22 protein-coding genes and 1 tRNA gene are annotated in these 20,662 nt (G+C 73.8%); 13 read left to right on the top strand and 10 right to left on the bottom strand.

The genetic code is table 11. From position 1 onward, the window contains the following. Positions 1–38: 38 nt before the first annotated feature. Entirely contained in the window at positions 39–1,811 is a 1,773-nt protein-coding gene (locus WIS52_RS07210; RefSeq protein ID WP_349297381.1) for an NHL domain-containing thioredoxin family protein, read from the bottom strand. Positions 1,812–1,898: 87 nt separating this feature from the next. Here WIS52_RS07210 and WIS52_RS07205 point away from each other — a divergent pair, with 87 nt between their 5' ends. Beyond that, on the top strand, positions 1,899–2,711 hold the full coding sequence (locus WIS52_RS07205; RefSeq protein WP_349297332.1) for a DNA-formamidopyrimidine glycosylase family protein: 813 nt from the start codon (positions 1,899–1,901) through the stop codon (positions 2,709–2,711). Positions 2,712–2,778: 67 nt separating this feature from the next. Then, the gene (locus WIS52_RS07200) at positions 2,779–3,384 is read left to right on the top strand and encodes a hypothetical protein (RefSeq protein ID WP_349297331.1); all 606 of its coding nucleotides are present in this window, start codon (positions 2,779–2,781) and stop codon (positions 3,382–3,384) included. A gap of 152 nt (positions 3,385–3,536) precedes the next feature. Here the strand turns inward: WIS52_RS07200 and WIS52_RS07195 are convergent, their stop codons facing one another. Next, positions 3,537–4,208 (bottom strand): phosphatase PAP2 family protein, encoded by a 672-nt coding sequence (locus tag WIS52_RS07195; RefSeq protein ID WP_349297330.1) that lies wholly within the window; start codon positions 4,206–4,208, stop codon positions 3,537–3,539. Next, positions 4,205–5,887, bottom strand: a complete 1,683-nt coding sequence (gene pgi, locus WIS52_RS07190; protein WP_349297329.1) for a glucose-6-phosphate isomerase — start codon at positions 5,885–5,887, stop codon at positions 4,205–4,207. The genes WIS52_RS07195 and pgi overlap by 4 nt, the downstream gene beginning before the upstream one ends. Before the next feature lie 552 nt (positions 5,888–6,439). Between pgi and WIS52_RS07185 the strand changes: the two genes are divergently transcribed. The 3 genes from WIS52_RS07185 to WIS52_RS07175 all read left to right on the top strand — a co-directional run bounded on the left by WIS52_RS07185 (position 6,440) and on the right by WIS52_RS07175 (position 8,355). Then, complete coding sequence (locus WIS52_RS07185; protein ID WP_349297328.1) at positions 6,440–6,907, top strand: DoxX family protein; 468 nt, start codon at positions 6,440–6,442, stop codon at positions 6,905–6,907. Positions 6,908–7,042: 135 nt separating this feature from the next. After that, the gene (locus WIS52_RS07180; protein ID WP_349297327.1) at positions 7,043–7,900 is read left to right on the top strand and encodes a HipA family kinase; all 858 of its coding nucleotides are present in this window, start codon (positions 7,043–7,045) and stop codon (positions 7,898–7,900) included. After that, a complete protein-coding gene (locus WIS52_RS07175) occupies positions 7,897–8,355 on the top strand; it encodes a DUF3037 domain-containing protein (protein ID WP_349297326.1) in 459 nt (152 codons plus the stop codon). The genes WIS52_RS07180 and WIS52_RS07175 overlap by 4 nt, the downstream gene beginning before the upstream one ends. On the opposite strand, the gene WIS52_RS07170 is transcribed toward WIS52_RS07175, so the two are convergent. Together WIS52_RS07170 and WIS52_RS07165 are read right to left on the bottom strand one after the other, a co-directional pair. Further along, positions 8,345–8,821: an SRPBCC family protein gene (locus WIS52_RS07170; RefSeq protein WP_349297325.1), complete on the bottom strand. Its 477-nt coding sequence runs from the start codon at positions 8,819–8,821 to the stop codon at positions 8,345–8,347. The two genes, WIS52_RS07175 and WIS52_RS07170, sit on opposite strands and share 11 nt — an antisense overlap. Before the next feature lie 182 nt (positions 8,822–9,003). Continuing rightward, positions 9,004–10,344, bottom strand: coding sequence for a cytochrome P450 (locus tag WIS52_RS07165; protein WP_349297324.1), 1,341 nt, complete (start codon positions 10,342–10,344; stop codon positions 9,004–9,006). Between the two features lie 94 nt (positions 10,345–10,438). On the opposite strand from WIS52_RS07165, the gene WIS52_RS07160 reads away from it, so the two are divergent. The 3 genes from WIS52_RS07160 (at position 10,439) to WIS52_RS07150 (ending at position 14,479) form a co-directional block, all read left to right on the top strand. Continuing rightward, positions 10,439–11,320 (top strand): metallophosphoesterase family protein, encoded by an 882-nt coding sequence (locus tag WIS52_RS07160; protein WP_349297323.1) that lies wholly within the window; start codon positions 10,439–10,441, stop codon positions 11,318–11,320. Between the two features lie 56 nt (positions 11,321–11,376). Continuing rightward, positions 11,377–12,723, top strand: coding sequence for an FAD-dependent oxidoreductase (locus tag WIS52_RS07155; protein WP_349297322.1), 1,347 nt, complete (start codon positions 11,377–11,379; stop codon positions 12,721–12,723). 223 nt (positions 12,724–12,946) lie between these two features. After that, positions 12,947–14,479: a GntT/GntP/DsdX family permease gene (locus WIS52_RS07150; RefSeq protein ID WP_349297321.1), complete on the top strand. Its 1,533-nt coding sequence runs from the start codon at positions 12,947–12,949 to the stop codon at positions 14,477–14,479. A gap of 285 nt (positions 14,480–14,764) precedes the next feature. On the opposite strand, the gene WIS52_RS07145 is transcribed toward WIS52_RS07150, so the two are convergent. Then, positions 14,765–15,049 carry a hypothetical protein gene (locus WIS52_RS07145; protein ID WP_349297320.1) on the bottom strand — a complete coding sequence of 95 codons (285 nt, stop codon included), beginning with the start codon at positions 15,047–15,049 and terminating at the stop codon, positions 14,765–14,767. Positions 15,050–15,192: 143 nt separating this feature from the next. On the opposite strand from WIS52_RS07145, the gene WIS52_RS07140 reads away from it, so the two are divergent. Both WIS52_RS07140 and WIS52_RS07135 read left to right on the top strand, forming a co-directional pair. Continuing rightward, the gene (locus WIS52_RS07140) at positions 15,193–15,558 is read left to right on the top strand and encodes a YciI family protein (RefSeq protein ID WP_349297319.1); all 366 of its coding nucleotides are present in this window, start codon (positions 15,193–15,195) and stop codon (positions 15,556–15,558) included. A 4-nt stretch (positions 15,559–15,562) separates the two neighbouring features. Continuing rightward, on the top strand, positions 15,563–16,873 hold the full coding sequence (locus WIS52_RS07135; protein WP_349297318.1) for an RNA polymerase sigma factor: 1,311 nt from the start codon (positions 15,563–15,565) through the stop codon (positions 16,871–16,873). Here WIS52_RS07135 and WIS52_RS07130 read toward each other — a convergent pair. Continuing rightward, positions 16,824–17,315 (bottom strand): pyridoxamine 5'-phosphate oxidase family protein, encoded by a 492-nt coding sequence (locus WIS52_RS07130; RefSeq protein ID WP_349297317.1) that lies wholly within the window; start codon positions 17,313–17,315, stop codon positions 16,824–16,826. The two genes, WIS52_RS07135 and WIS52_RS07130, sit on opposite strands and share 50 nt — an antisense overlap. 76 nt (positions 17,316–17,391) lie before the next feature. On the opposite strand from WIS52_RS07130, the gene WIS52_RS07125 reads away from it, so the two are divergent. After that, positions 17,392–18,216: an SDR family oxidoreductase gene (locus WIS52_RS07125; protein WP_349297316.1), complete on the top strand. Its 825-nt coding sequence runs from the start codon at positions 17,392–17,394 to the stop codon at positions 18,214–18,216. Positions 18,217–18,254: 38 nt separating this feature from the next. After that, complete coding sequence (locus WIS52_RS07120; RefSeq protein WP_349297315.1) at positions 18,255–18,983, top strand: hypothetical protein; 729 nt, start codon at positions 18,255–18,257, stop codon at positions 18,981–18,983. 59 nt (positions 18,984–19,042) lie between these two features. Here WIS52_RS07120 and WIS52_RS07115 read toward each other — a convergent pair. The 3 genes from WIS52_RS07115 to WIS52_RS07105 form a co-directional block, all read right to left on the bottom strand. Beyond that, positions 19,043–19,118: transfer RNA gene (locus WIS52_RS07115), tRNA-Gly, on the bottom strand. Between the two features lie 69 nt (positions 19,119–19,187). Then, the gene (locus WIS52_RS07110; RefSeq protein ID WP_349297314.1) at positions 19,188–19,328 is read right to left on the bottom strand and encodes a hypothetical protein; all 141 of its coding nucleotides are present in this window, start codon (positions 19,326–19,328) and stop codon (positions 19,188–19,190) included. A gap of 96 nt (positions 19,329–19,424) precedes the next feature. Then, entirely contained in the window at positions 19,425–19,613 is a 189-nt protein-coding gene (locus tag WIS52_RS07105) for a hypothetical protein (protein ID WP_349297313.1), read from the bottom strand. A gap of 168 nt (positions 19,614–19,781) precedes the next feature. Between WIS52_RS07105 and WIS52_RS07100 the strand changes: the two genes are divergently transcribed. Continuing rightward, a complete protein-coding gene (locus tag WIS52_RS07100; protein ID WP_349297312.1) occupies positions 19,782–20,660 on the top strand; it encodes an EamA family transporter in 879 nt (292 codons plus the stop codon). Positions 20,661–20,662: the final 2 nt, after the last annotated feature.

The raw sequence follows: 20,662 nt of genomic DNA, 5'->3' as shown, positions 1-20,662 counted from the left end.
CTGTGAGTACTTTTCGGGGCCAGGGCCCCGAAAAGTACTCACAAGGACCGAAGGTCCAGCTCCAGGGCGGCGGGCCCGCCGGAGGTGACCACCACCGGGATCCCCCAGTCCTGCTGGTACCGGTGGCACGCCGCGAACCCGTCCCCGGGGTCGTCGCACGCCGCGGCGGCCACCGCCACCTGCAGCACGCCGGTGCCCACCGCCGGGTCGAATGAGAGGTCGCGGCTCAGCCCGGTCGAGGTCCCGCCGCCGGAGCGCAGCAGCGCGGGCGGGTCGGCGGTCACGGTCAGCGAGGTCGGGTCGCCGAACCGGTCGTCGAGGTACTGCCCGGCGGGCGGGACGAACCCGATCCGCAGCGCGACGCCGGCACCCAGCTCGGTCGGCGCGCGGCGGACGGTGTGCGCGGCGCCGGCGACCAGCGACCCGGCCGGGACCGGCAGCCGCACCAGCCGGTGCGCCGCGGACTCCACGACGATCAGCGTCTCCCCGTCGACCAGCAGGTCCGACGGCTCGGCGAGCCCCTCGGCCAGCGTCGACACGGTCCCCGACGACGGGTCGTAACGGCGGACGGCGCCGTTGTAGGTGTCGGCGATCGCCACCGACGAGTCCGGCAGGACGGCCACCCCGAGCGGGTGCTGCAGCAGCGCCGCGGCGGCGGGACCGTCCCGGTGCCCGAACTCGAACAGCCCCTGCCCGGTGGCCGTCGACACCTGCGGGCCGGCGTCGGGCTCGGCGAGGACCCGGCGCAGCGCCGAGACCTCGGAGTCGGCGACCCACAGCGTGGGCCCGTCGACGGCCAGCCCGCTGGGCTGCGCGAAGAACGCCTCGTCGTAGGCGCCGTCGCGCAGGCCCTCGCTGGTCGTCCCGGCGAGCACGGTCGCCGCTCCGGTATCGGGATCGAGGGTCCACAGCTGGTGCGGTCCGGCCATCGCGACCACCACCCGTCCGTCCCACCGGGCGAGGTCCCACGGCGAGGACAGCTCGGCCGACGACGACCCCGGCGCGACCCGTTCGCGCAGCTGCGCGCCCGTCCCGGCCACTGTGGACACGGTTCCGGTGGCGAGGTCGACCCGGCGGATCGCGTGGTTGACCGTGTCGGCGACGAGCAGCCCGCCGTCGTCGACCAGCAGGCCCTGCGGTTCGGAGAACCGCGCGCCACCCGCGGGCCCGTCGGCGAACCCGCGGACACCGTCGCCGATCCGCCGCCGCTCGGTCACGAGGTCCGGATCCAGCTCGACGAGCTGGTGGTGGGAGGTGTCGGACACCAGGAACGTGCCACCCGGCAGCGCGACGACCTTGCCCGGGAACCGCAGCGCGGTGTCCGGCGCGGGCGGCGGCACGTACGGCCCGTCGCCGCGGCGCAGCCGGTCACCGTGCTGCTCGATCAGCTCCCGGACGAGTGCGGCCAGCCCCGGGCCGTGCCCCTCGCCGGCCATCCGGGCGACGACGAACCCGTCCGGGTCGATCACGGCCAGCGTCGGCCAGGCGCGGGCGGTGTAGGCGTCCCAGGTGCGCAGCTCGGGGTCGTCGAGCACGGGGTGCGTGACGCCGTAGCGCTCCACGGCCGCCTCGACCGCGGCCGGGTCGGCCTCGTGCACGAACTTCGGCGAGTGCACCCCGATGACCGTCAGCACGTCGCCGAACTCCTCCTCGACGGGGCGCAGCTCGTCGAGGGCGTGCAGACAGTTGATGCAGCAGAAGGTCCAGAAGTCGAGCACGACGATCCGCCCGCGCAGCCCGGCCAGCGTCAGCTCCGCGCCGCCGGTGTTCAGCCACCGCCGCCCCCGCAGCTCCGGTGCCCGCACTCTCATCCGCTCGCTCGCGCTCCCGCTCGTCACGATCAGGTCCAACGAGCGACCGACGGGCGGGTGTTCCGCGACCGCGCCACACTGATCGGCATGCCCGAGCTGCCCGAGGTGGAGAACGCGCGGCGGGTGCTGGCCCACGCGACCGGCCGGGTCGTCGCCGACGTCGACGACCGCGACGACTGGGTCTGCCGTCCGCACCGTCCCGGTGACATCGCCACCGCGCTCAAGGGCGGCCGGCTCACCGCGGCGCACCGGATCGGCAAGACGATGTGGTGCGACATCGAGACCGCCGACGGCGGGGCCGGCCCCGCGCTCGGCGTCCACCTCGGCATGGGCGGCCGGATCGTGGTCACCGACGCCGAGGGCGACCGGATCGGCGGCGGTCCGAAACGCCCCGACCGGCAGCCCCGCAAACCCGAGTGGGACCGCTTCACGATCACGTTCGACGACGGCGGCCGGTTCCGGCTCTTCGACAAGCGCCGCCTCGGCCGGGTCCGGCTCGACCCGGACCTGTCGGGTCTCGGGCCGGACGCGGAGAACCTGAAGCCCTCGGTGTTCCGGGACCGCCTGCTCGCCGGGCGGGCCGCGGTGAAGGCCCGGCTGCTGGACCAGTCGGTGCTCGCCGGGGTCGGGAACCTGCTGGCCGACGAGACGCTCTGGCAGGCGAGGATCGACCCGCGGACCCGGGTGCACGACCTGACCCGCACCGACCTGGACCGGCTGCACCGCAACCTGGACCGGGCCCTGGAGCGGGCGATCGCGAACGGCGGCGTGCACACCGGCGAGGTGATCGAGCACCGGCACCCGGGCGGGCACTGCCCGCGCTGCGGGGCGGAGATGGCACACGGCACCGTCGGCGGGCGGTCGACGTGGTGGTGCCCGGTGGAGCAGCCCGAAGGCTGATCACAACGGATGCTCACGCGCCCGGGCCGCGGCGGGCGGGAGAAGGGAGCCGGTGCAGAATCATCCGATGCCGGACATCTCGGACGCCGACGCCGCCCTGCTGTTCACCGATCACGGTGTCGCGCGGGCGGAGCAGGGCCCGCCGGACGCGGACGCGCAGCGCCGGGCCCACACCTGGACCCGCGCCGCCCGGTCCGCGCGCTCGGCGGTGCTGGCCCTGTTCGTGCTCGCGGTCGTGCTGCTGGTGTTCGCGGGCACGTTCGGCACGGCCGCGGCGATCCTGGGACCGCTCCTGGCGGTGTCCGGGCTCGTGGCGTACGCGTTCGTCGTGCGGCGGTCCCGGGTCCTGCACGCCGGCGCCGGGCTCCCGGTCCCGATGGACCAGGCCCGGGACGTCGTGCGGGCGATGCGGGCGATCGGGGCGATGACCCGCGGGATCGCCCGCGCGAAGGGGCGCACGCGCCGGTCCCGCACCGCGGCCGAGGGCCTGACGCTGCTGCGCCGCAGCTCCCGGACCGCCGAGAACCTGCGCGGCGCCTGGGTGCGCGACGACGCCGTCGCCTGGCAGGCCTGCGCCCGCGCGCTGGCCGCCGAGACGCCGCTGGCGAAGCAGGTGCTCGCCGAGCTGGAGCCCGACGAGGGTGGGACCCCGCAGGAACCGCTCACCGGGTGAGCGGTTCCCGGTGACCCCGGTGCCGACGTGGCCCGGCGTCGGAGCGCTCCGGTGGCGCGACGCCCGGGTGAGCTGACGCCGGACGCCCCCGAGATCACCGCTCGGGTTCCGGCCGGTGCCGATCCTGGCACCATCCGATGCCCGGACGGCGATCACCGGTCGCGCCGGGCGCCGGCCCGGGCGAGCAGGCCGAGCAGAGCCGTCGCGGCGCACGCGAGTCCCGCGCCCAGCGCCCACCCGGCCAGCACGTCGGACGGCCAGTGCACCCCCAGATAGATCCGGGTGAGCCCGACCGCGACCACCCATGCGACCGCGACCACGGCCAGCCCGGTGCGGACCCGCGATGCCAGGTACGGCCACGGGATCAGCACCAGTGCCACCCAGGCCGCCGCGACCATCGTCGCGTGCCCGGACGGCAGCGACTCGTTCGCGATCCGGAGCACCTGCAGGTCGGCCGGTGGCCGCGCCCGCTCCACGAGCAGCTTGATCCCGGTGAACGCCACGCTCGCGACCAGCGGCACCACGGCCAGGCACACGCCCGCGGCCCGGTGCCCGCGCCACCAGAGCACCGCACCGCCGGCCAGCCCGACCACGGTGCTGCCCAGGGTGTTGCCCACGGTCGTCACCAGGATCGCGGCCACGGTCAGCCATCCGGCACGGTCCGCGGCGAGCCCGACCACCACGTCGTCGTCCCACGGCTGGGTCCGGCCGGCCGCCGCGACGACGATCAGCCCGGCCGCCGCGAGCAGCAGGAGCGCTCCGGCGAGACCGGTCCACCGGGCGTCGCGCACGGTGGGTGCCGCGACGGCCGGGGACCCGGTCACCGCCCGCGCCAGGCCCGGTAGCGGCCGATCAGCGCGGCCGTGGAGGCGTCCAGGCCGGCCTCGGCGGCGTCCGGCGGGTCGGCCGCGTAGAGAGCCGGGCCGAACTGCGTGGCCATCACCTTGCCGAGCTCGACGCCCCACTGGTCGAAGGAGTCGACGCCCCAGATCGTGCCCTCGACGAACGTCACGTGCTCGTAGAAGGCGACGAGCTGGCCGAGCACTGAGGGCGTCAGCTTCTCGGCGAGGATCGTCGACGTCGGCCGGTTGCCCGGCATCACCTTGTGCGGCACCAGCTCGGCCGGAGTGCCCTCGGCCTCGATCTCGGCGGCGGTCTTGCCGAACGCCAGCGCCGCGGTCTGCGCGAACAGGTTCGCCATGAACAGGTCGTGCATGTCGGCGTCACCCTCGCCCGGCAGCACGTGGTGCGGCTGGGCGAACCCGATGAAGTCGGCCGGCACGAGCCGGGTGCCCTGGTGCAGCAGCTGGTAGAAGGCGTGCTGTCCGTTCGTGCCGGGCTCGCCCCAGAAGATCTCGCCGGTCACCGTCGACACCGGGGCGCCGTCCTGGCGCACCGACTTGCCGTTGGACTCCATGGTGAGCTGCTGCAGGTAGGCCGGGAGCCGGTGCAGGTACTGCGAGTAGGGCAGCACCGCGCGGGTCTCGGCGCCGAAGAAGTTCGAGTACCAGATCCCGAGCAACCCGGCGATGACCGGCAGGTTCTCCTCGAGCGGGGTTCGGCGGAAGTGCACGTCCATCGCGTGCATGCCGGCCAGGAACTCGCCGAAGTGCTCCTTGCCGATGGCGCACATCAGCGACAGCCCGATCGCCGAGTCCACCGAGTAGCGGCCGCCGACCCAGTCCCAGAAGCCGAACATGTTGTCGGTGGAGATGCCGAACTCGGAGACCTTCTCGGCGTTCGTCGACACCGCGACGAAGTGCTGCGCGATCGCCTTCTCGTCGTCGGTGCCCAGCCCGTCGAGCAGCCAGGTCCGGGCGTTGCGCGCGTTGGTCAGCGTCTCCTGGGTGGTGAAGGTCTTGGAGGAGACGACGAACAGCGTGGTCGCCGGGTCCAGGCCGAGGACCGCCTCGGACAGGTCCGTCGGATCGATGTTGGACACGAACCGGCACCGGAGGTCGCGCTGGGCGTAGTCGCGCAACGCCTCGTAGGCCATGACGGGGCCGAGGTCGGAGCCGCCGATGCCGATGTTGACGACGGTGCGGATCCGCTCGCCGGTGAATCCCGTCCACTCCCCGGACCGCACCGAGTCGGTGAAGACGCCCATCCGGTCCAGCACCTCGTGCACGTCGGCCACGACGTCCTGCCCGTCGACGACGAGCTCGGCGTCCCGCGGCAGGCGCAGCGCGGTGTGCAGCACCGCGCGGTCCTCCGAGGTGTTGACGTGCGCACCGGTGAACATCGCCTCGGTGCGCTCGGGCAGCCCGGCCCGGCGGGCCAGCGCGGTGAGCAGGCCGACGGTGTCCCGGGTGATCCGGTGCTTGGAGTAGTCGAGGACCAGGTCGGCGCCCTGCGCGGTCAGCGCCGACACCCGATCCGGGTCGGCGTAGAACAGCGACCGCAGGTGCCGCGGCTCGACCTCCGCCGCGTGCTCGGTCAGGGCCGTCCACTCCGGAGTCGCCGTGATGTCGATGAGGTCGCTGCCGTGGTTCGTCTCGGACACCCCGCCATCATTCCGCAGCCGCACCTCGGAGGCATGCCGCGACGCGGCCGCGGGAGCGGCCGGCCACGCGCGCGGCAGGACGACGACGGGGCCGAGCGGCGAGCGGCGTCACGGCGCTGGTCCGGCCGGGGGTACCGCCCGTCGCGACGGGCGCGCTGACGGACGAGCGGTCCGTTCCCCGCGGCGGGTCGCACCGTCGCGCTGACACGCCGTGATCGGCGCCCGGGCCGACCGGGCCGTGCTGCGACACCCGGGTGACTGCGACCGGCCACTTCGTACTGAGCGTGCCCGTGGCCTGCGGAGATGCCGGGGCGTGGTGGACCGCTCGCCCTCCGTCGACCATTCGCGGCGCGAGACCGGCCGGTCACGGCGAGCAATCGTGGGGTGCAACCCCATCCGGTGTGAGCCGAGCGACCTTCGTCGCGCGGTGCGGTCGTCTCGTCGCGCGGAGTCGCTGAACCGGGTGGAGCAGGGGCGACCGACATCTAGAGTCTTGTGCAGAACGTGGCGGGAAGGTCACCCCACGTGATCACCAGCCTTCTTGGAGGAACCGTGTACCGCTCCCTCACCGGCACCCCGCGCGACGTCGTCCTGCTCGTCGGCCGAGTCGTGCTCGCCTACATCCTCGTGATGCACGCCTGGCAGAAGGTCGATGCCGGTCTCTTCGACACCGCGGCGGTGTTCAGCAAGTTCGGCATCCCGCTGGCGATCGCGGCGGCGTCCTTCACGATCGTGGTGGAGCTCGTCGCGGCGGCATCGCTCCTGCTCGGTCTGAAGATGGTGGTGCCCTCCGCGCTCATGGTGTTCGTGATGGGCGGGGCCATCTGGTTCGTGCACGGCCAGAACGGCCTCTTCATGGCGAACAACGGTTGGGCCCTGGTCGGCGTGATCATCTGTGGCCTGCTGGCCTTCATGACCTCGGGCGCCGGCCGGTTCAGCGTGGACGCCCTGCTCAGCGCACATGCCCAGCGCCGGATGGAGCAGACCGCGGCGATCCCGCGCCAGACCATCTCCGTCTGACGCAGCGGGACCAGGTCTTCCCGGCCCGTCCGAGCCCCCCGCCGGACGGGCCGGTGTCTTCCCGGCGCGACCACGGCCCGCACCCCGACGCCACGGGGTGCGGGCCGTTTCACGTGCCCGTACTAGCCTCGCCCGGTGCCCTCCGATCCGCCCGCTCTGCGGCACGTGACCGCGACCCGTTACGTGACCCCGTTGCGGGAGGGTGGTTCGCTGCCCGGGCTGATGGAGGCCGACGACCTCGGCACCTACGCGGTCAAGTTCGTCGCGGCCGGCCAGGGCCGGTCCGTGCTGGTGAACGAGATCGTGGCCGGGGAGCTGGCCCGCGCGCTCGGCTTCGCCGTCCCGGAGATCTGCACCGTGGACGTCGACGGCGAGCTCGGCCGCACCGAGCCCGACCAGGAGGTCCAGGAGCTGCTGCGGCAGTCGGCCGGGCTGAACCTGGCGATCGACTTCCTGCCCGGCGCGCTGGACCTCGATCCGCTGGCGTTCGACGTCGGCCCCGGGTTCGCCGGCCGGGTGCTCTGGTTCGATGCGCTCGTCGGCAACGTCGACCGGTCCTGGCGCAACTCGAACATGCTGCTCTGGCACCGGGCGCCGTACCTGATCGACCACGGCGCCACCCTGACCTTCGCGCACCGGTGGGACTCCGCCGCCGGGTTCCCGCGGCGCCCCTACGACGCCGCCGACCACGTCCTGCTCGGCGCCCACCCCGACGTCGCGGCGGCCGACCGTGCGCTCGCGCCGCTGGTCACGCCTGAGCTGCTCGACGCGGTGCTGGCCCTGGTGCCCGGCGTCTGGCTGGAGGGCGAGCCCGGGTTCGGCTCCGCCGACGAGGTCCGGGCCGGCTACGCGAGAGCGCTCCTCGGCCGGATCGCGGCCCGGGACGCGTGGCTGCCCGGGGTGTTCGAGACCGTCGCCGCCGGGCGTCCGCGGCCGGTCGAACGTCCGTCGCGCCCGCCGGCCTGGCTGCGGATCGGCGGTGTCCGCCGATGAGCGGCCGTGCCGCGCCGGACCGCGCCACCTTCGAGTACGCCCTGCTCCGCGTCGTGCCCCGGATCGAGCGCGGCGAGGGGATGAACGCCGGCGTGCTGGTGCACTGCCGCGCCCACGACGTCCTCGCGGTCCGGGTGCACCTGGACCGGGAACGGCTGGCCGCGCTCGACCCGCACGCCGACGCCGACGCCGTCGCCGAGGCCCTCGCCACCCTGGCCGCCGTCGCCGCGGTGCCGGAACCACCGCGCTCCGACCGGCACGCCACCGGCGCGCTCGGTGCCCGGGGCCCCGGCGCCGGCGAGGACATCGGCCGCCGGTTCCGCCGGTTGACGACGCCGCGCAGCACGATCGTCCAACCCGGACCCGTCCACGTCGGACTCACCGCCGATCCGTGCGCCGAGGCCGACCGGCTGCTGGAGCGCCTGGTCCTCCCGCCCGGTCCGATCAGGACGTAGCGGCGTTCCCCGCCTTCTCGATCGAGTCGCCGAGCTGCTGCTCGGACAGCATCGGGAAGAAGCCGCGGAAGTCGTCGTCGGTCACCTCGCTCCAGTCGTAGACCTGGGTGACCCGGGTCCCGGAGCCGTCGGGCTCGAGGTGCCAGGTGTAGCTGTGGCCCTCGGCCCGGACCTCGCCGAGCTTGTCCCGGTAGCCGTCCATCGGGTGCAGCGACGGGGCCCAGCCGATCAGGCGGCCCGGCTCGAACGCCGTGACGGTGTTCTTCATCTGGTAGTCGCCGAGCGCGCCGTTGTGCATGTTCATGACGAACTCGTCGCCGACGCCGGTGAGGATCTCGGAGCCGTCGATGCCGCGGAGCATGTCGGCGCCGTCGATCTCCTGGTGCCGGGCCGGGTTCGACAGCAGCTCGAACAGCTGCTGCGGGCTGGCCGGCACGCTGCGGGTCACGCTGATCTGGTCGGTCACGGGGTCCTCCTCGACTCGTCGCCGCCCGGGTTCTGCCGATCACCATGGGCGGTCACCGCCGCCGATCGTGCACCAGGTGTGACCACCTCGCATCCGAAGTGATCGGCTCCGTGTCCGATGTGCCCCGACGAGGGACTCTCGCGCCGATGCACCACAACGGATCCGCTCGGCGCCGGTCCGCGTCAGGCGTCGGCGGCGACCCGTGCCTCGCCCAGCCGCACCGGCAGGTGCACGTAGCCGCGCAGCACCCGGGTCCCGCGCAGCTCGGCGGGCCCCGCCCGGCGCATGTCGGGGAAGCGGTCGAACAGCGCGCGCAGCCCGACCTCGCCCTCCATCTTCGCCAGCGCCGCCCCCAGGCAGTAGTGGATCCCCTGGCTGAAGGCGACGTGCTTCTCGGCGCCGACCCGTCCCACGTCGAACCGCGCGGGGTCGTCGAAGACCGCGGGGTCCCGGTTGGCCCCGCCGAGATGGGTGATCACCATGGCGCCGCGCCGGATCGGGAAGCCGCAGACCTCGGTGTCGCGCACGGCGACCCGGCCGGTGCGCTGCACGGGGGAGTCGAGGCGCAGGACCTCGTCGACCGCGTTCGGCCACAGCGAGGGGTCGGCGCGGAGCCGGTCGAGCTGGTCGGGGTGGGTGAGCAGCAGCCGGGCGCCGTTGCCGATCAGGTTGACGGTCGTCTCGAACCCGGCGGCGAGCAGCAGCAGCCCGAGCGAGAGCAGCTCGTCCGAGCTGAGCCGGCCCTCCTCGGAGTCGTAGGTCTGGACCAGCGAGGACAGGATGCTGTCGTTCGGGTGCCGGCGCAGGTGCTCGAAGTGCCCGGTCATCCAGTTCGCGAGCGCGTCGATGTCGGACTCGGACCGCCGGAACGTCCGGTAGGTCAGCCCCATGTCGATCGAGTACGCGCTGCCCTCGCCCCAGCGCAGGAAGTCCTCGCGCATCGACACCGGCGCCCCGAGCATCTCGGCGATCACCGTGGCGGGCAGCAGCGCGGCGTAGGAGGTGATCACGTCGGCGCGCCGGCCCGAGCCCGCGCGCGCGTCCATCTCGTCGAGCAGCCCGCTCGCGATCTCCTCGGTCCGCCCGCGCAGCCGGGAGATCGCCTTCGCGCTGAACGACCGGGTGACCAGCTTGCGGATCCGCTGGTGGTCGGGCGGGTCGATGGAGAGCAACGACGGCGGCTCGGCCGGCCCGACCGGGTACGCGCCCCCGGCCCGGATCAGGGCCCGCAGCGGGCCCGGGGCGTTCTCCGGCATCCGCTGCCCGACGCAGAAGTCCGGGCTGCGCAGGATCGCGGTGCTGATCTCGTGGTCGACCGTGGTCCAGGTCAGAGCGGACTTCACCAGCCGGCCCTGGGCGCGGACCTGCTCGTAGGCGGGGTAGGGGTCCCGGACCGCGTCCGGATTGATGATCATCTGGGCGCCGAGGTCGCCGTGCCCGGCCTGCTTCGACACCTCCCGGCGCATCGCCCCGTGCCGCAGCACCCACCTGATCCAGCGCCGCGCTCCCCGCGATCCCGCCATGGACGGCCTCCCTCGGTTTCCTACTCCCGGTAACCTACTCGCGGTAGGACGCCGTCGCCATCCTCGTCACCGGCGCCGTGTACTACTGGTCGGTGTGCGCTCCCCGGAGGCCCCGCGCCTGCTCGCGGTCAGCGACCTGCATGTGCGCTACCCGGAGAACCTCGAGATCGCCGAGGCGCTGGTGCCGGGGCACCCGGACGACTGGCTGATCGTCGCCGGTGACGTCGACGAACGGGTCGAGACGACCTCCGCGACCCTGGCCGCGCTGCGCGAACGGTTCGGCACGGTGCTCTGGGTGCCCGGCAACCACGAGCTCTGGAGCCGGAACAAGCACGCCGACGGTGCCGCCGAGTCGCTGCGCGGCGCCCACCGGTACGACGAACTGGTACGCCGCTGCCGCGAGATCGGCGTCGGAACCCCGGAGGACCCGTACCCGGTGTGGGACGGACCGGGCGGACCGGTCGTCGTCGCGCCGCTGTTCGTGCCCTACGACTACTCGTTCCTCCCGGCCGGGACCTCGACCTCCGAGGAGGGGCTGGCCGCGGCGTACGCGGCCGGCGTGGTCTGCACCGACGAGTATCTGATGCACCCGGACCCGTACCCGTCCCGGCAGGACTGGTGTGCCGCGCGGGTGGCGACGACCGCGGCGCGGCTCGACGCGCTCGACCCGGCGATGCCGACCGTGCTGGTCAACCACTGGCCGCTGGAGCGCACGCCGTGCGACGTGCTCCGCTACCCGGAGTTCGCGCTCTGGTGCGGCACGACGGCGACCGCCGACTGGCACCGGCGCTACCGCGCGGTCGCGGTCGTGCACGGGCACCTGCACATCCCGCGCACGGTCGTCGTCGACGGGGTGCCGTTCGTCGAGGTCTCGCTCGGCTACCCCCGCGAATGGCGTGCGCACTCCGAACGGTTCGGCGGGCACTTCCCGGATCTCCTGCCGCGCATCGTGTTGCCGTCGTCTCAGATCGGTTAGGTAAGGCTCACCTTCCTATAGTCTCGGGCGTTCGCGGACCCGACCCGAGGAGAACGATGAACGACCCGCTGCGCGTTGCGGTGGTCGGTGCCGGACCGTCCGGCATCTACGCCGCCGACACCCTGCGCAAGTCGGACACCGACGTGACGGTCGACCTGTTCGAGAAGCTGCCCGCGCCGTTCGGGCTGGTCCGTTACGGCGTCGCGCCGGACCACCCGCGGATCAAGCAGATCGTGCACGCGCTGCACCGGGTGCTCGACGACCCGGCGGTGCGGCTGTTCGGCAACGTGCACTACGGCACCGACGTCACGACCGACGACCTGCGCGAGCACTACGACGCCGTGATCGTCGCGACCGGCTGCGAGCGCGACCGGGACCTCGACATCCCCGGCATCGACCTGCCCGGCAGCCACGGCGCCGCCGAGTTCGTGCGCTGGTACGACGGCCATCCCGACGTCGGTCGCGAGTGGACGCTCGACGCCCGCTCGGTGGCGGTGATCGGCGCCGGGAACGTCGCGCTCGACGTCGCCCGGGTGCTCGCGAAGTCGGCCGAGGACATGCTGACCACCGAGATCCCCGACTCGGTGCACGCCGGGCTCGCGGTCAACCCGGCGACCGACGTGCACGTGTTCGCCCGCCGCGGCCTCGCCCAGGCGAAGTTCAGCCCGATGGAGCTGCGCGAGCTCGACCACGTGCCGGGCCTCGAGGTGGTCGTCGCCCCCGAGGACGTCGAGTTCGACGACGGCTCGATGGCCGAGATCCGCAGCACCAAGCAGGTCCAGATGGTGGTCAAGATCCTGCAGGGCTGGGCGCTGCGCGACCCGCGCGGCGAACCCCGGCGGGTGCACCTGCACTTCCTGTCCCGCCCGGAGCGGGTGCTCGGCACCGACCGCGTCGAGGGGCTGCGGGTCGAGCGGACCTCCTACACCGGCGACGGCTCGGTCCGCGGGACCGGCGAGTTCACCGACTTCGAAGTCGGCGCGGTCTACCGGGCCGTCGGCTACACCGGCTCCCACCTGGCCGGCCTGCCGTTCGACCACGAGCGCGGGGTGATCCCGCACCAGGCCGGGCGGGTGCACGACATCGACGGCCAGGAGCTGCCCGGGATCTACACCGTCGGCTGGATCAAACGCGGCCCGGTCGGGTTGATCGGGCACACCAAGGGCTGCGCGTCCGAGACCGTCGGCAGCCTGCTCGCCGACGCCCCGGGTCTGCGCCGTGCCCCCGAGCGCGACCCGGCGGCGGTCGACGAGCTGCTCGCGCGTCGTGGGGTCGGGTTCACGACGTGGGACGGCTGGCTCGCCCTCGACAAGCACGAGCGCGGGCTGGGGGAGGACCGGGGCCGGGAGCGGATCAAGGTCGTCCCGCGCGAGGACATGGTCGGGATCAGCCGGGCCGGCTGACCCCGGAGAGCCACACCCGGCCCCATGGGGCCGGTGCCCGGGGCGGGCGGTCGCGGACCCCGCGGCCGCCCGCCCGTCTCCCGTCCCCGCACCGTTCGCTCCCGCTCGGCGCGCGATCGGCTGATCGCGGGTTACGCTCCCGTCCGCCCGGAGTGCCCCGAATGCCCGAGTCCGGTTCCGCCGCGGCTCGGCCAGTCGGTCCCACGTCGAAGGAGACGACCGGATGGACACCGCGTTCCTGCTCACCGTGTCGGCGGGTGGGCTGATCCTCATCCTGCTGCTGATCACCAAGGTCAAGGTCCAGCCGTTCGTGGCGATGCTCGCGGTCAGCATCGCTGTCGGGTTGGTGGCCGGGATCCCGCTCACCACGACGACCGGCGAGGACGGCGAGGAACGGCTCGGGATCATCGACACCGTCGTCGAGGGGATGGGCGGCACGCTCGGTTCGGTCGCGATCCTGGTCGCGCTGGGCGCGATGGTCGGACGGATGATCGAGCTGTCCGGTGGTGCGGCGGAGCTGGCCGGCCGGATGACGTCGTTGCTGGGGCCGAAGCGGGTGTCGGCGGCGCTGACGTCGGCGTCGCTGGTGATCGCGATCCCGGTGTTCTTCGACGTCGGCTTCATCATCCTGGTGCCGATCATCTACGGGTTCTCGAAGGCGGCCGGGCTCTCCGACCCGATCAAGTTCGGGCTGCCGATCGCCGGGATCATGGTCGTGGTCCACTGCGTCGTCCCGCCGCACCCCGGGATCGTGGGCGGCGCGACGGTGGTCGGTGGTGACCTCGGCTGGATCACGATGATCGGGCTCGCCGTCAGCGTCCCGCTCGGCGTGCTGACCCACTTCCTCGCGAAGTGGATGAACCGCCGGGACTACCCGATGCTGCCCTACACACGGACGCAGTTCGACCGGTTCGGGACCGACGCCTCCGGACCGGACACCCCCGCCACGGACGGCTCACGGGACGCGGGGCCCGAGGGCGCACCCGGGCCCGATGCGGACGACGGCGGGAGCGGCTCGGAGCGTGGGGTCCTGACCGCGCAGCCCACGACGCTGACCGCGAGTGGCCGGACGCCCGGCATCGCGTCCGTGCTCGCGATCATCTTCGTCCCGCTGCTGCTGATCATGAGCGGGACGGTGACGGCGACGGCGCTGCCCGAGGGCTCGACCGGAGCCGCCGTGTTCGAGCTCATCGGCGCACCGATCTTCGCGCTGCTGGTGGCGCTGCTGCTGGCCTACCTGCTGCTGGCCGTCCGGCTGGGCTGGTCGCTCGAGCGGACCGGTGAGGTGATGGAGTCGGCGCTGCCGCCGGTGGCCATCGTGATCCTGGTGACCGGGGCGGGCGGGGTGTTCGCGCAGGTGCTGACCGACACCGGGATCGGCGCGGCGCTGGCCGACACGCTCACCGCGGCCGGGCTCCCGGTCCTCGTCTCGGCCTACCTGCTCACCCTGATGCTGCGGGCCGCGCAGGGATCGGCGACCGTCGCGACCCTCGCCGCCGCCGGCCTGCTCGCGACGGCCGTCGCCGACGGCGGCTACACGACGGTCCAGATCGCCCTCGTCGTGCTCGCGATCGGGTTCGGCTCCCTGGGGCTGTCGCACGTCAACGACTCCGGGTTCTGGGTCGTCACCCGCTATCTGGGCCTCGGCGTCGCCGACGGCCTGAAGACCTGGACCGTGCTGGTGACCGTGCTCAGCGTCGCCGGGTTCGGTCTGGTCGCGCTGCTCTGGGCGGTACTCACCCCGCTCGGGATCTAGGGCGACGACGACGCACCGGCGTTGCTACCGTCGAGGCGTGGGCAGTCCCGAGGTGGACAGGCACCAGCCCCCGGCCACCGGCCGGGGGCGACTCCGCGACAGCTCCTGAAGGGCCGTCGTTCGTGCTGCCCGCCGCGGGCGCGCGGATCGAGTGCCGCTCGGACCCGGTGTGACCGTTCCGGGGTGGCCGCCGCCGTCATCGTGGCGCTCGGCCTCCTCGCGGTGCCGGGTCGGCCGGAACCGGTGCGGCGCGACACCGGGTGAGCCGCGCTCCGCCGGGCACCGTCATGATCCGGGGAGCTGTGGTCGCCGCGGTGTCACCGGCTGCCGGGACCCGGCCGATCGCGTCGGCATGAGCAGGTACCACACCATCCAGACCCCGGGACCGCTGGCGAACAGGATCGCTGTGGCCAGCACCCCGTGCCGCCACAGCGCGCCCGCGACGATCCACCCGGCGATCCAGACCACCATGGCGACCAGCCGGATCCGGATCCGGCGCCCGTGCTCGACCGCGAGCGTCTCCCGCAGGTCGGTGACGACGTGCACGGGGTCGCGACGGCGTCGGCGCATGTCCGTCGACGCTACGCCGGATGCTTCCGCGACGTCGCCCCGCCACGACCTCCGTGAGACTCTTCGCCGACCGGTGTCGGATCCGGCCCGGCCCGTTCGTCGGGATCATGAACGCACCGATCGACCGACCGGGAGGCACCGCCATGGCCCAGTACGTGTTCCTGCTCTACGACGACGAGGACTGGTTCGACACCGCCGATGCCGAGGGCGTGGCGGACGACTTCCGGCTGCACGGCGAGTTCGTCGCCGCCGTCGAGCGGGCCGGCGCGCGGGTCCTCGGCGGGGAGGCGCTGGAGCGCAGCACGACGGCCAGCACGGTCCGCCGCGGTGACGGCGATCCGCTGGTGACCGACGGCCCGTTCGCCGACACCAAGGAGGCGCTGGGCGGGTTCTACGTGATCGAGGCCCCGGACCTGGACGTCGCGCTGAGCCTGGCGAAGATCTGCCCGGCCGGGAACATCGAGGTGCGGCCGGTGATGGCGATGCCCGACGGCACACCGGCCGGGTGAGCACGTGGTGGTCGTGGGCGAGGCGCTCGGGCGGGTCCATCGCGACTCGTGGCCCGCGGTCGTCGGGGCGACGGCCCGGCTGACCCGGGACCTGGACCTGGCCGAGGACTGCGCGCAGGAGGCCGTCGAACGCGCGCTGTCGGCCTGGCGGACCGGGGTGCCGGACAACCCGGCCGCCTGGCTCACGACCACCGCACGGCGGATCGCGCTGGACCGGCTGCGCCGGGACGAGACGCTGCGGCGCAAGCTACCCCTGCTGGTCGACCGGCCCGACAGCGGTCACGACACGGGGGACGAGCCCGAGCCGGCCGATCCGCTCCGGCTCGTCTTCACCTGCTGCCACCCCGCGCTGGCCCCGGAGTCGCAGGTCGCACTCACCCTGCGGCTGGTGTGCGGGGTGCCGGTCCCCGCGATCGCGTCCGTGCTGCTGGCGGGCGAGGCCGGGGTCGCGGCCCGGATCACCCGGGCCAAGCGCAAGATCGCGGCCGCCCGGATCCCGTTCCGCGTCCCGTCCGACGACGAGCTGCCGGCCCGGCTGGACGTCGTGCTGACCGTGGTGCACCTCGTCTACACGGCCGGGCACGCCGACCCCGGCGCCGGGCGCGCCGACCCCGGGCCGGCCCTCGATGCAGTGCCGGACCGCTCCGCGCCCGGGAACCCTCGCCTCACCGAGCGTGCGATCGAGCTCGCCCGCATGCTCGTGCGGTTGCTGCCCGGCGAGCCCGAGGCCCGCGGGCTCCTCGGCCTGCTCCTGCTCACCGAGGCCCGCGGCGGGGCGCGGACGGACCCGGACGGCGAGCTCGTCCTGCTGACCGACCAGGACCGCTCCGCCTGGGACGACCGGCTGACCAGGGAGGGCCTCGTGCACGCGACCGCGGCACTGGACTCCGCCGCCTCGCCCGGTCGTTTCGCGCTCCAGAGCGCCGTCGCCGGACTGCACGGCGTCGCGCCGAGCTGGGAGCGGACCGACTGGCCCCGCGTCGTCACCGTGTACGACGCGCTGATGCGTACCTGGCCCTCGCCCGTCGTCGCCCTGAACCGTGCGGTCGCCCGCAGCCGCGTCCCGGGCACCGATCCGGCCGGCCCGCTCCGCGAGATCGACTCGCTCGTCGCGGATCCGGGACTCGCCCGCTACCCGTACCTGCCCGCGGCCCGGGCCGAGCTGCTCGCACGGCTCGGGCGTACCGCCGACGCCGCCGCGGCGTACGCCGACGCCCTGGCGTTGAGCAGCAACCCGGTGGAGCGTCGCTTCCTGACCCGGCGGGTCAGTGCTTGCGCACCACCTCCTCGGTCCCCCCGGCCCGCCACACGGTGATGTCCAGGTGCCCGTCGCCGACGGCGATCGAGGACCCGCCGTGCACGTCCACCCGAGGGAACCAGTCGAACTCCCGCCCGCGCAGGTCGAACCCGGACTCCGCGTACAGCGCCTCGGCGAACCGCTGGTGCAGCGCCGGGTCCCGCACGTCGTGCACGGTGCCCCAGATCTTCGCGTCGCCCTCGGACACCCGGGTGTCGACGGTCGCGGTGTGCAGCGTGCACCGCGGGTCCCGTTTCAGGTCGTCGAACTTGCGGGTGTCGGGCATGCCGCCCACCCACAGCTCACCCTCGAAGAACCGCGGCTCCACCGGCGAGATCCGCGGGAAACCGTCGGCCCGCAGGGTGCCGAGCATGCAGAGGTTGCCGGTCGCGGCGTGCCGCCGGCGGAACACCTCGGCGATGGTGGGCGCGGCGGCCGCGAACTCGTCCCAGGTCGTCATGACGGCGGACGGTAGACCCGGGGTCCGACGGAAAACGAGTCGCGGCGGAGCCCGATGATCCGGTACCGAAGGCCGGATGAGCACCCTGCGACGCGATCCGATGCCCCTGCGCGGCCGCACCGCGCTCGTCACCGGCGCCGGTCGGCGCGGCGGGATCGGGCACGCGACGGCCTGCCGGCTGGCCGCCTACGGCGCGAGCGTCGTCGTCCACCACTACGCACCGCACGACGCGACCCAGGAGTGGGGCGCCGACGACGTCACCGCGGCCGTCGCCGAGGTCCGCGGCCACCTCGCCGACGACACCGCGACGGTCGCCGACCTGCACGCCGACCTCGCGGACCCGGCCGAGCCGCAGCGGGTCGTGGACGCCGCGCGCGACCTCGCCGGGCCGCTCGACCTGGTCGTCGCCAACCAGGCACTGTCCGGTTCGGACGGACCGCTCGGCGCGCTCGGCGACGAGCTGGACCGGCACTGGGCGGTGGACGCCCGTGCGTCGATCCTGCTGGCCCAGGCGTACGCGAACGCCCACGACGACACCCGGCCCGGCGGCGCCGTGGTCATGCTGACCTCGGGACAGGACAAGGGTCCGATGCCCGGTGAGGTCGCCTACGCCGCAGCCAAGGCCGCCGTCGCCGGCGTCACCGCCACGCTGGCCGACCAGCTCGCCGACCGCCGGATCCGGGTGAACACGGTGAACCCTGGTCCGGTGGACACCGGCTACCTGGGCGCCGAGGCGTTCCGCGCGATGGCGGAGATGTTCCCGTTCGGGCGCTTCGGCGAGCCCGACGACCCGGCCCGGCTGATCGCCTGGCTCTGCACCGACGAGGCGTACTGGATCACCGGACAGGTGATCGACTCCGAGGGCGGGTTCGCCCGGCACCGGCACGGGTGGCGTCCGTGAGCCGGGAGAGTGTCGGCCCACCGACGTACCGTAGGTGGATGAGCCCGCGGTCCCGCCTCGAGGACGTCCTCGTGCCGTACGAGGACGCGATCGTCGCGCTGGGCCGGGACGGCGACATGGTCGAGTACCCGGACGACGTCCCCGCGGACCGGATCGTCGGCACGATCGGGCGGGCCGGCGACTTCGACGGCGCCTTCCGGCTGCGCAACCGCGCGCTGCAGCAGCGGTGGGACGCCGTGGCCGAGGCGATGGCCCACCCGCGCGCGCCGGTGCCGCGGGTCGACCTGATCCGACTCGGCGAGATGTACTTCGTCGTCGACGGCCACCACCGGGTCTCGGTCGCCCGCACCCGCGGGCACCTCGTCGTCCCCGCCCGGGTGCGCCGGGTCTGCACGGTCGCCTACGCCATGGCGTGCCTGCGTGCCGCGCACCTGCCCAGCAAGGCCGCCGAGCGGGAGTTCCTGCTCCGCGTCCCGCTGCCCGACCAGGTGCGCACGGACCTCTGGCTGGACCGGGCGGCCGACTGGATGCGGCTGGCCGACGCGGCCGAGGCCTGGGGGTTCCGCGAGGCGCTGCGGGGCGAGCCCGGTCTCGACCGGCCGACGCTGGCGACTCGCTGGTGGGAGCACGAGGTCGCCCCGCTGGTCGAACACCTGCGGGCCGCCGGGGTGGGGGTAGGCCTGCGGGACGTGCAGCTCTACGCCGCCGCGACCGCCGTCCGGGACGGCCGGGGGACCGGTGAGTGGCCCTGCGGCCTGACCGGCTGACGCCCGTCGGACAAGCGACGAGCCCCGACCGTCGGGGTCGGGGCTCGTGTGCGGGTGGATGGAGCGGACGACGGGACTCGAACCCGCGACCCTCACCTTGGCAAGGTGATGCGCTACCAGCTGCGCTACGTCCGCATCCGCACCGTCTCCGGCGCGGCAGGAGGAACACTAGCGCACCGGGGGACGGCGAGGCTCAGGGGGCGGTCAGCGGACGGACCAGGCACCGTCCGCGGTGATCTCCAGGAGCAGCGTCTCGCCGTCGGCGTTGGGCAGGATGACGGTCCCCTCGTAGCTGCCGATCTCGTTCACGACCAGGTCGTAGTCATCGCCGCTCGCCGCCAGCACGATGAGGCATGGTCACCCGGCCGAAGCACGCCGCTGTGAACGAGATGCTGGTCCGGCCCATCGAACAGGTGCGCTGAGAACCCTGGGCGCGCCGGGTCAGCGCCGGTACGGCGCCAGCGCCTGCACGACCGCCTCGGCCGGCGTCATCCGGCCGGTGGCGCCCGCATCGAATCCCGGCGTGCCGGCGTCGGAGGGGGCCGTCCCCTCGACCCGGACCGGGGCCGGTGCGTCCGCGGCCGTGACCCGCCTGGCCGCGGCCGCCCGCAGCTGCCTGTACTGCTCCACCCGCACGACAACCCCCGCTGTCCGTCCGACGATCCTTGCGAACACAGAACGTGAATTTGCGATCGCAGGAAGTTACGACGAGTGTGTCGCGAGCCGACCGGCTCCGTTAGAGATCAGCTGACGCAATCACTCCACCAGGCGACACACGGTGTTACCTTGCGGCACGAGATGGAGTCCTACGCCTTCGCCGGGGCGACCGCTCCCGGGCTCCCGGCCGGCTTCGTCGCGGTCACCCTCCTCGCCGCGCTGCTGCACGCGACCTGGAACGCGATGGCCCATGCCGTCGACGACCGCCTGCTGGGCTTCGCGCTGATCGGGGTGTCCTACACCGTCGTCGGGGGAGCGGGTGCCGCGCTGCTCGGGCTGCCGCCGTCGTCGGCGTGGCCGTTCGTGCTGTCCTCGGCGGCCCTGCACGTGGTCTACATCCTGCTCCTGCTCGCCGGATTCCAGCTCGGGGAGTTCGGGCAGGTCTATCCGCTGGCGCGCGGCACCGCGCCGTGGCTCGTCGCGGTCCTCGAGATCGTGGTGCTGGGCCGGACGCTGCCGGCCTGGCAGCTCGCCGGGGTGTGCGTCGTCTCGGCCGGGCTCGTCGGCCTCGCCGTCGGCGGGGGCCGGCCGTCCCGTGCGCGGCTCCCGGCGCTGGCGGCCGCGATGGCGACCGGGGTGTCCATCGCGGCGTACACCGTGGTCGACGCGCAGGCGGTGGCGACGACCGACGTGCTGGTCTACGCGTCCTGGATGTTCCTGCTCCAGGGGCCCGCGCTCCCGCTCCTCGTCCTCGCCGTGCGCGGCCGCGGCCTGCGGGCCGGGGTACGACGGTCGACGGTGATCAGCGGGCTGACCGGCGGGGTGGTGTCGCTCCTCGCCTACGGGCTGGTGCTGTGGGCCCAGACCAGCGGTGCGACGGCGGCGGTGGCCGCGTTGCGGGAGAGCAGCATCGTCTTCGGCGCGATCATCGGCGCGCTCGTGCTGAAGGAGCCGTTCGGACGGTCCCGCATCGTGGCCTCGGTCGTCGTCACCCTCGGGATCGTGCTGATCAACCTCTGAGG

This window comes from Pseudonocardia nematodicida (assembly GCF_040105385.1).
Classification (GTDB): Bacteria; Actinomycetota; Actinomycetes; order Mycobacteriales; family Pseudonocardiaceae; genus Pseudonocardia; species Pseudonocardia nematodicida.
This window is presented reverse-complemented; position numbering and strand designations above follow the sequence as displayed.

Excerpts from the sequence above, each read along its gene's own strand:
- WIS52_RS07200 (WP_349297331.1), top strand. The coding sequence starts at position 2,779 with ATGCCGGACATCTCGGACGCCGACGCCGCCCTGCTGTTCACCGATCAC.
- WIS52_RS07125 (WP_349297316.1), top strand. The coding sequence starts at position 17,392 with ATGAGCACCCTGCGACGCGATCCGATGCCCCTGCGCGGCCGCACCGCG.
- WIS52_RS07210 (WP_349297381.1), bottom strand. The coding sequence starts at position 1,811 with ATGAGAGTGCGGGCACCGGAGCTGCGGGGGCGGCGGTGGCTGAACACC.
- WIS52_RS07175 (WP_349297326.1), top strand. The coding sequence starts at position 7,897 with ATGAGCGGCCGTGCCGCGCCGGACCGCGCCACCTTCGAGTACGCCCTG.
- WIS52_RS07100 (WP_349297312.1), top strand. The coding sequence starts at position 19,782 with ATGGAGTCCTACGCCTTCGCCGGGGCGACCGCTCCCGGGCTCCCGGCC.
- WIS52_RS07145 (WP_349297320.1), bottom strand. The coding sequence starts at position 15,049 with ATGCGCCGACGCCGTCGCGACCCCGTGCACGTCGTCACCGACCTGCGG.
- WIS52_RS07205 (WP_349297332.1), top strand. The coding sequence starts at position 1,899 with ATGCCCGAGCTGCCCGAGGTGGAGAACGCGCGGCGGGTGCTGGCCCAC.
- WIS52_RS07120 (WP_349297315.1), top strand. The coding sequence starts at position 18,255 with ATGAGCCCGCGGTCCCGCCTCGAGGACGTCCTCGTGCCGTACGAGGAC.
- WIS52_RS07140 (WP_349297319.1), top strand. The coding sequence starts at position 15,193 with ATGGCCCAGTACGTGTTCCTGCTCTACGACGACGAGGACTGGTTCGAC.
- WIS52_RS07165 (WP_349297324.1), bottom strand. The coding sequence starts at position 10,344 with ATGGCGGGATCGCGGGGAGCGCGGCGCTGGATCAGGTGGGTGCTGCGG.
- WIS52_RS07150 (WP_349297321.1), top strand. The coding sequence starts at position 12,947 with ATGGACACCGCGTTCCTGCTCACCGTGTCGGCGGGTGGGCTGATCCTC.
- WIS52_RS07155 (WP_349297322.1), top strand. The coding sequence starts at position 11,377 with ATGAACGACCCGCTGCGCGTTGCGGTGGTCGGTGCCGGACCGTCCGGC.
- WIS52_RS07130 (WP_349297317.1), bottom strand. The coding sequence starts at position 17,315 with ATGACGACCTGGGACGAGTTCGCGGCCGCCGCGCCCACCATCGCCGAG.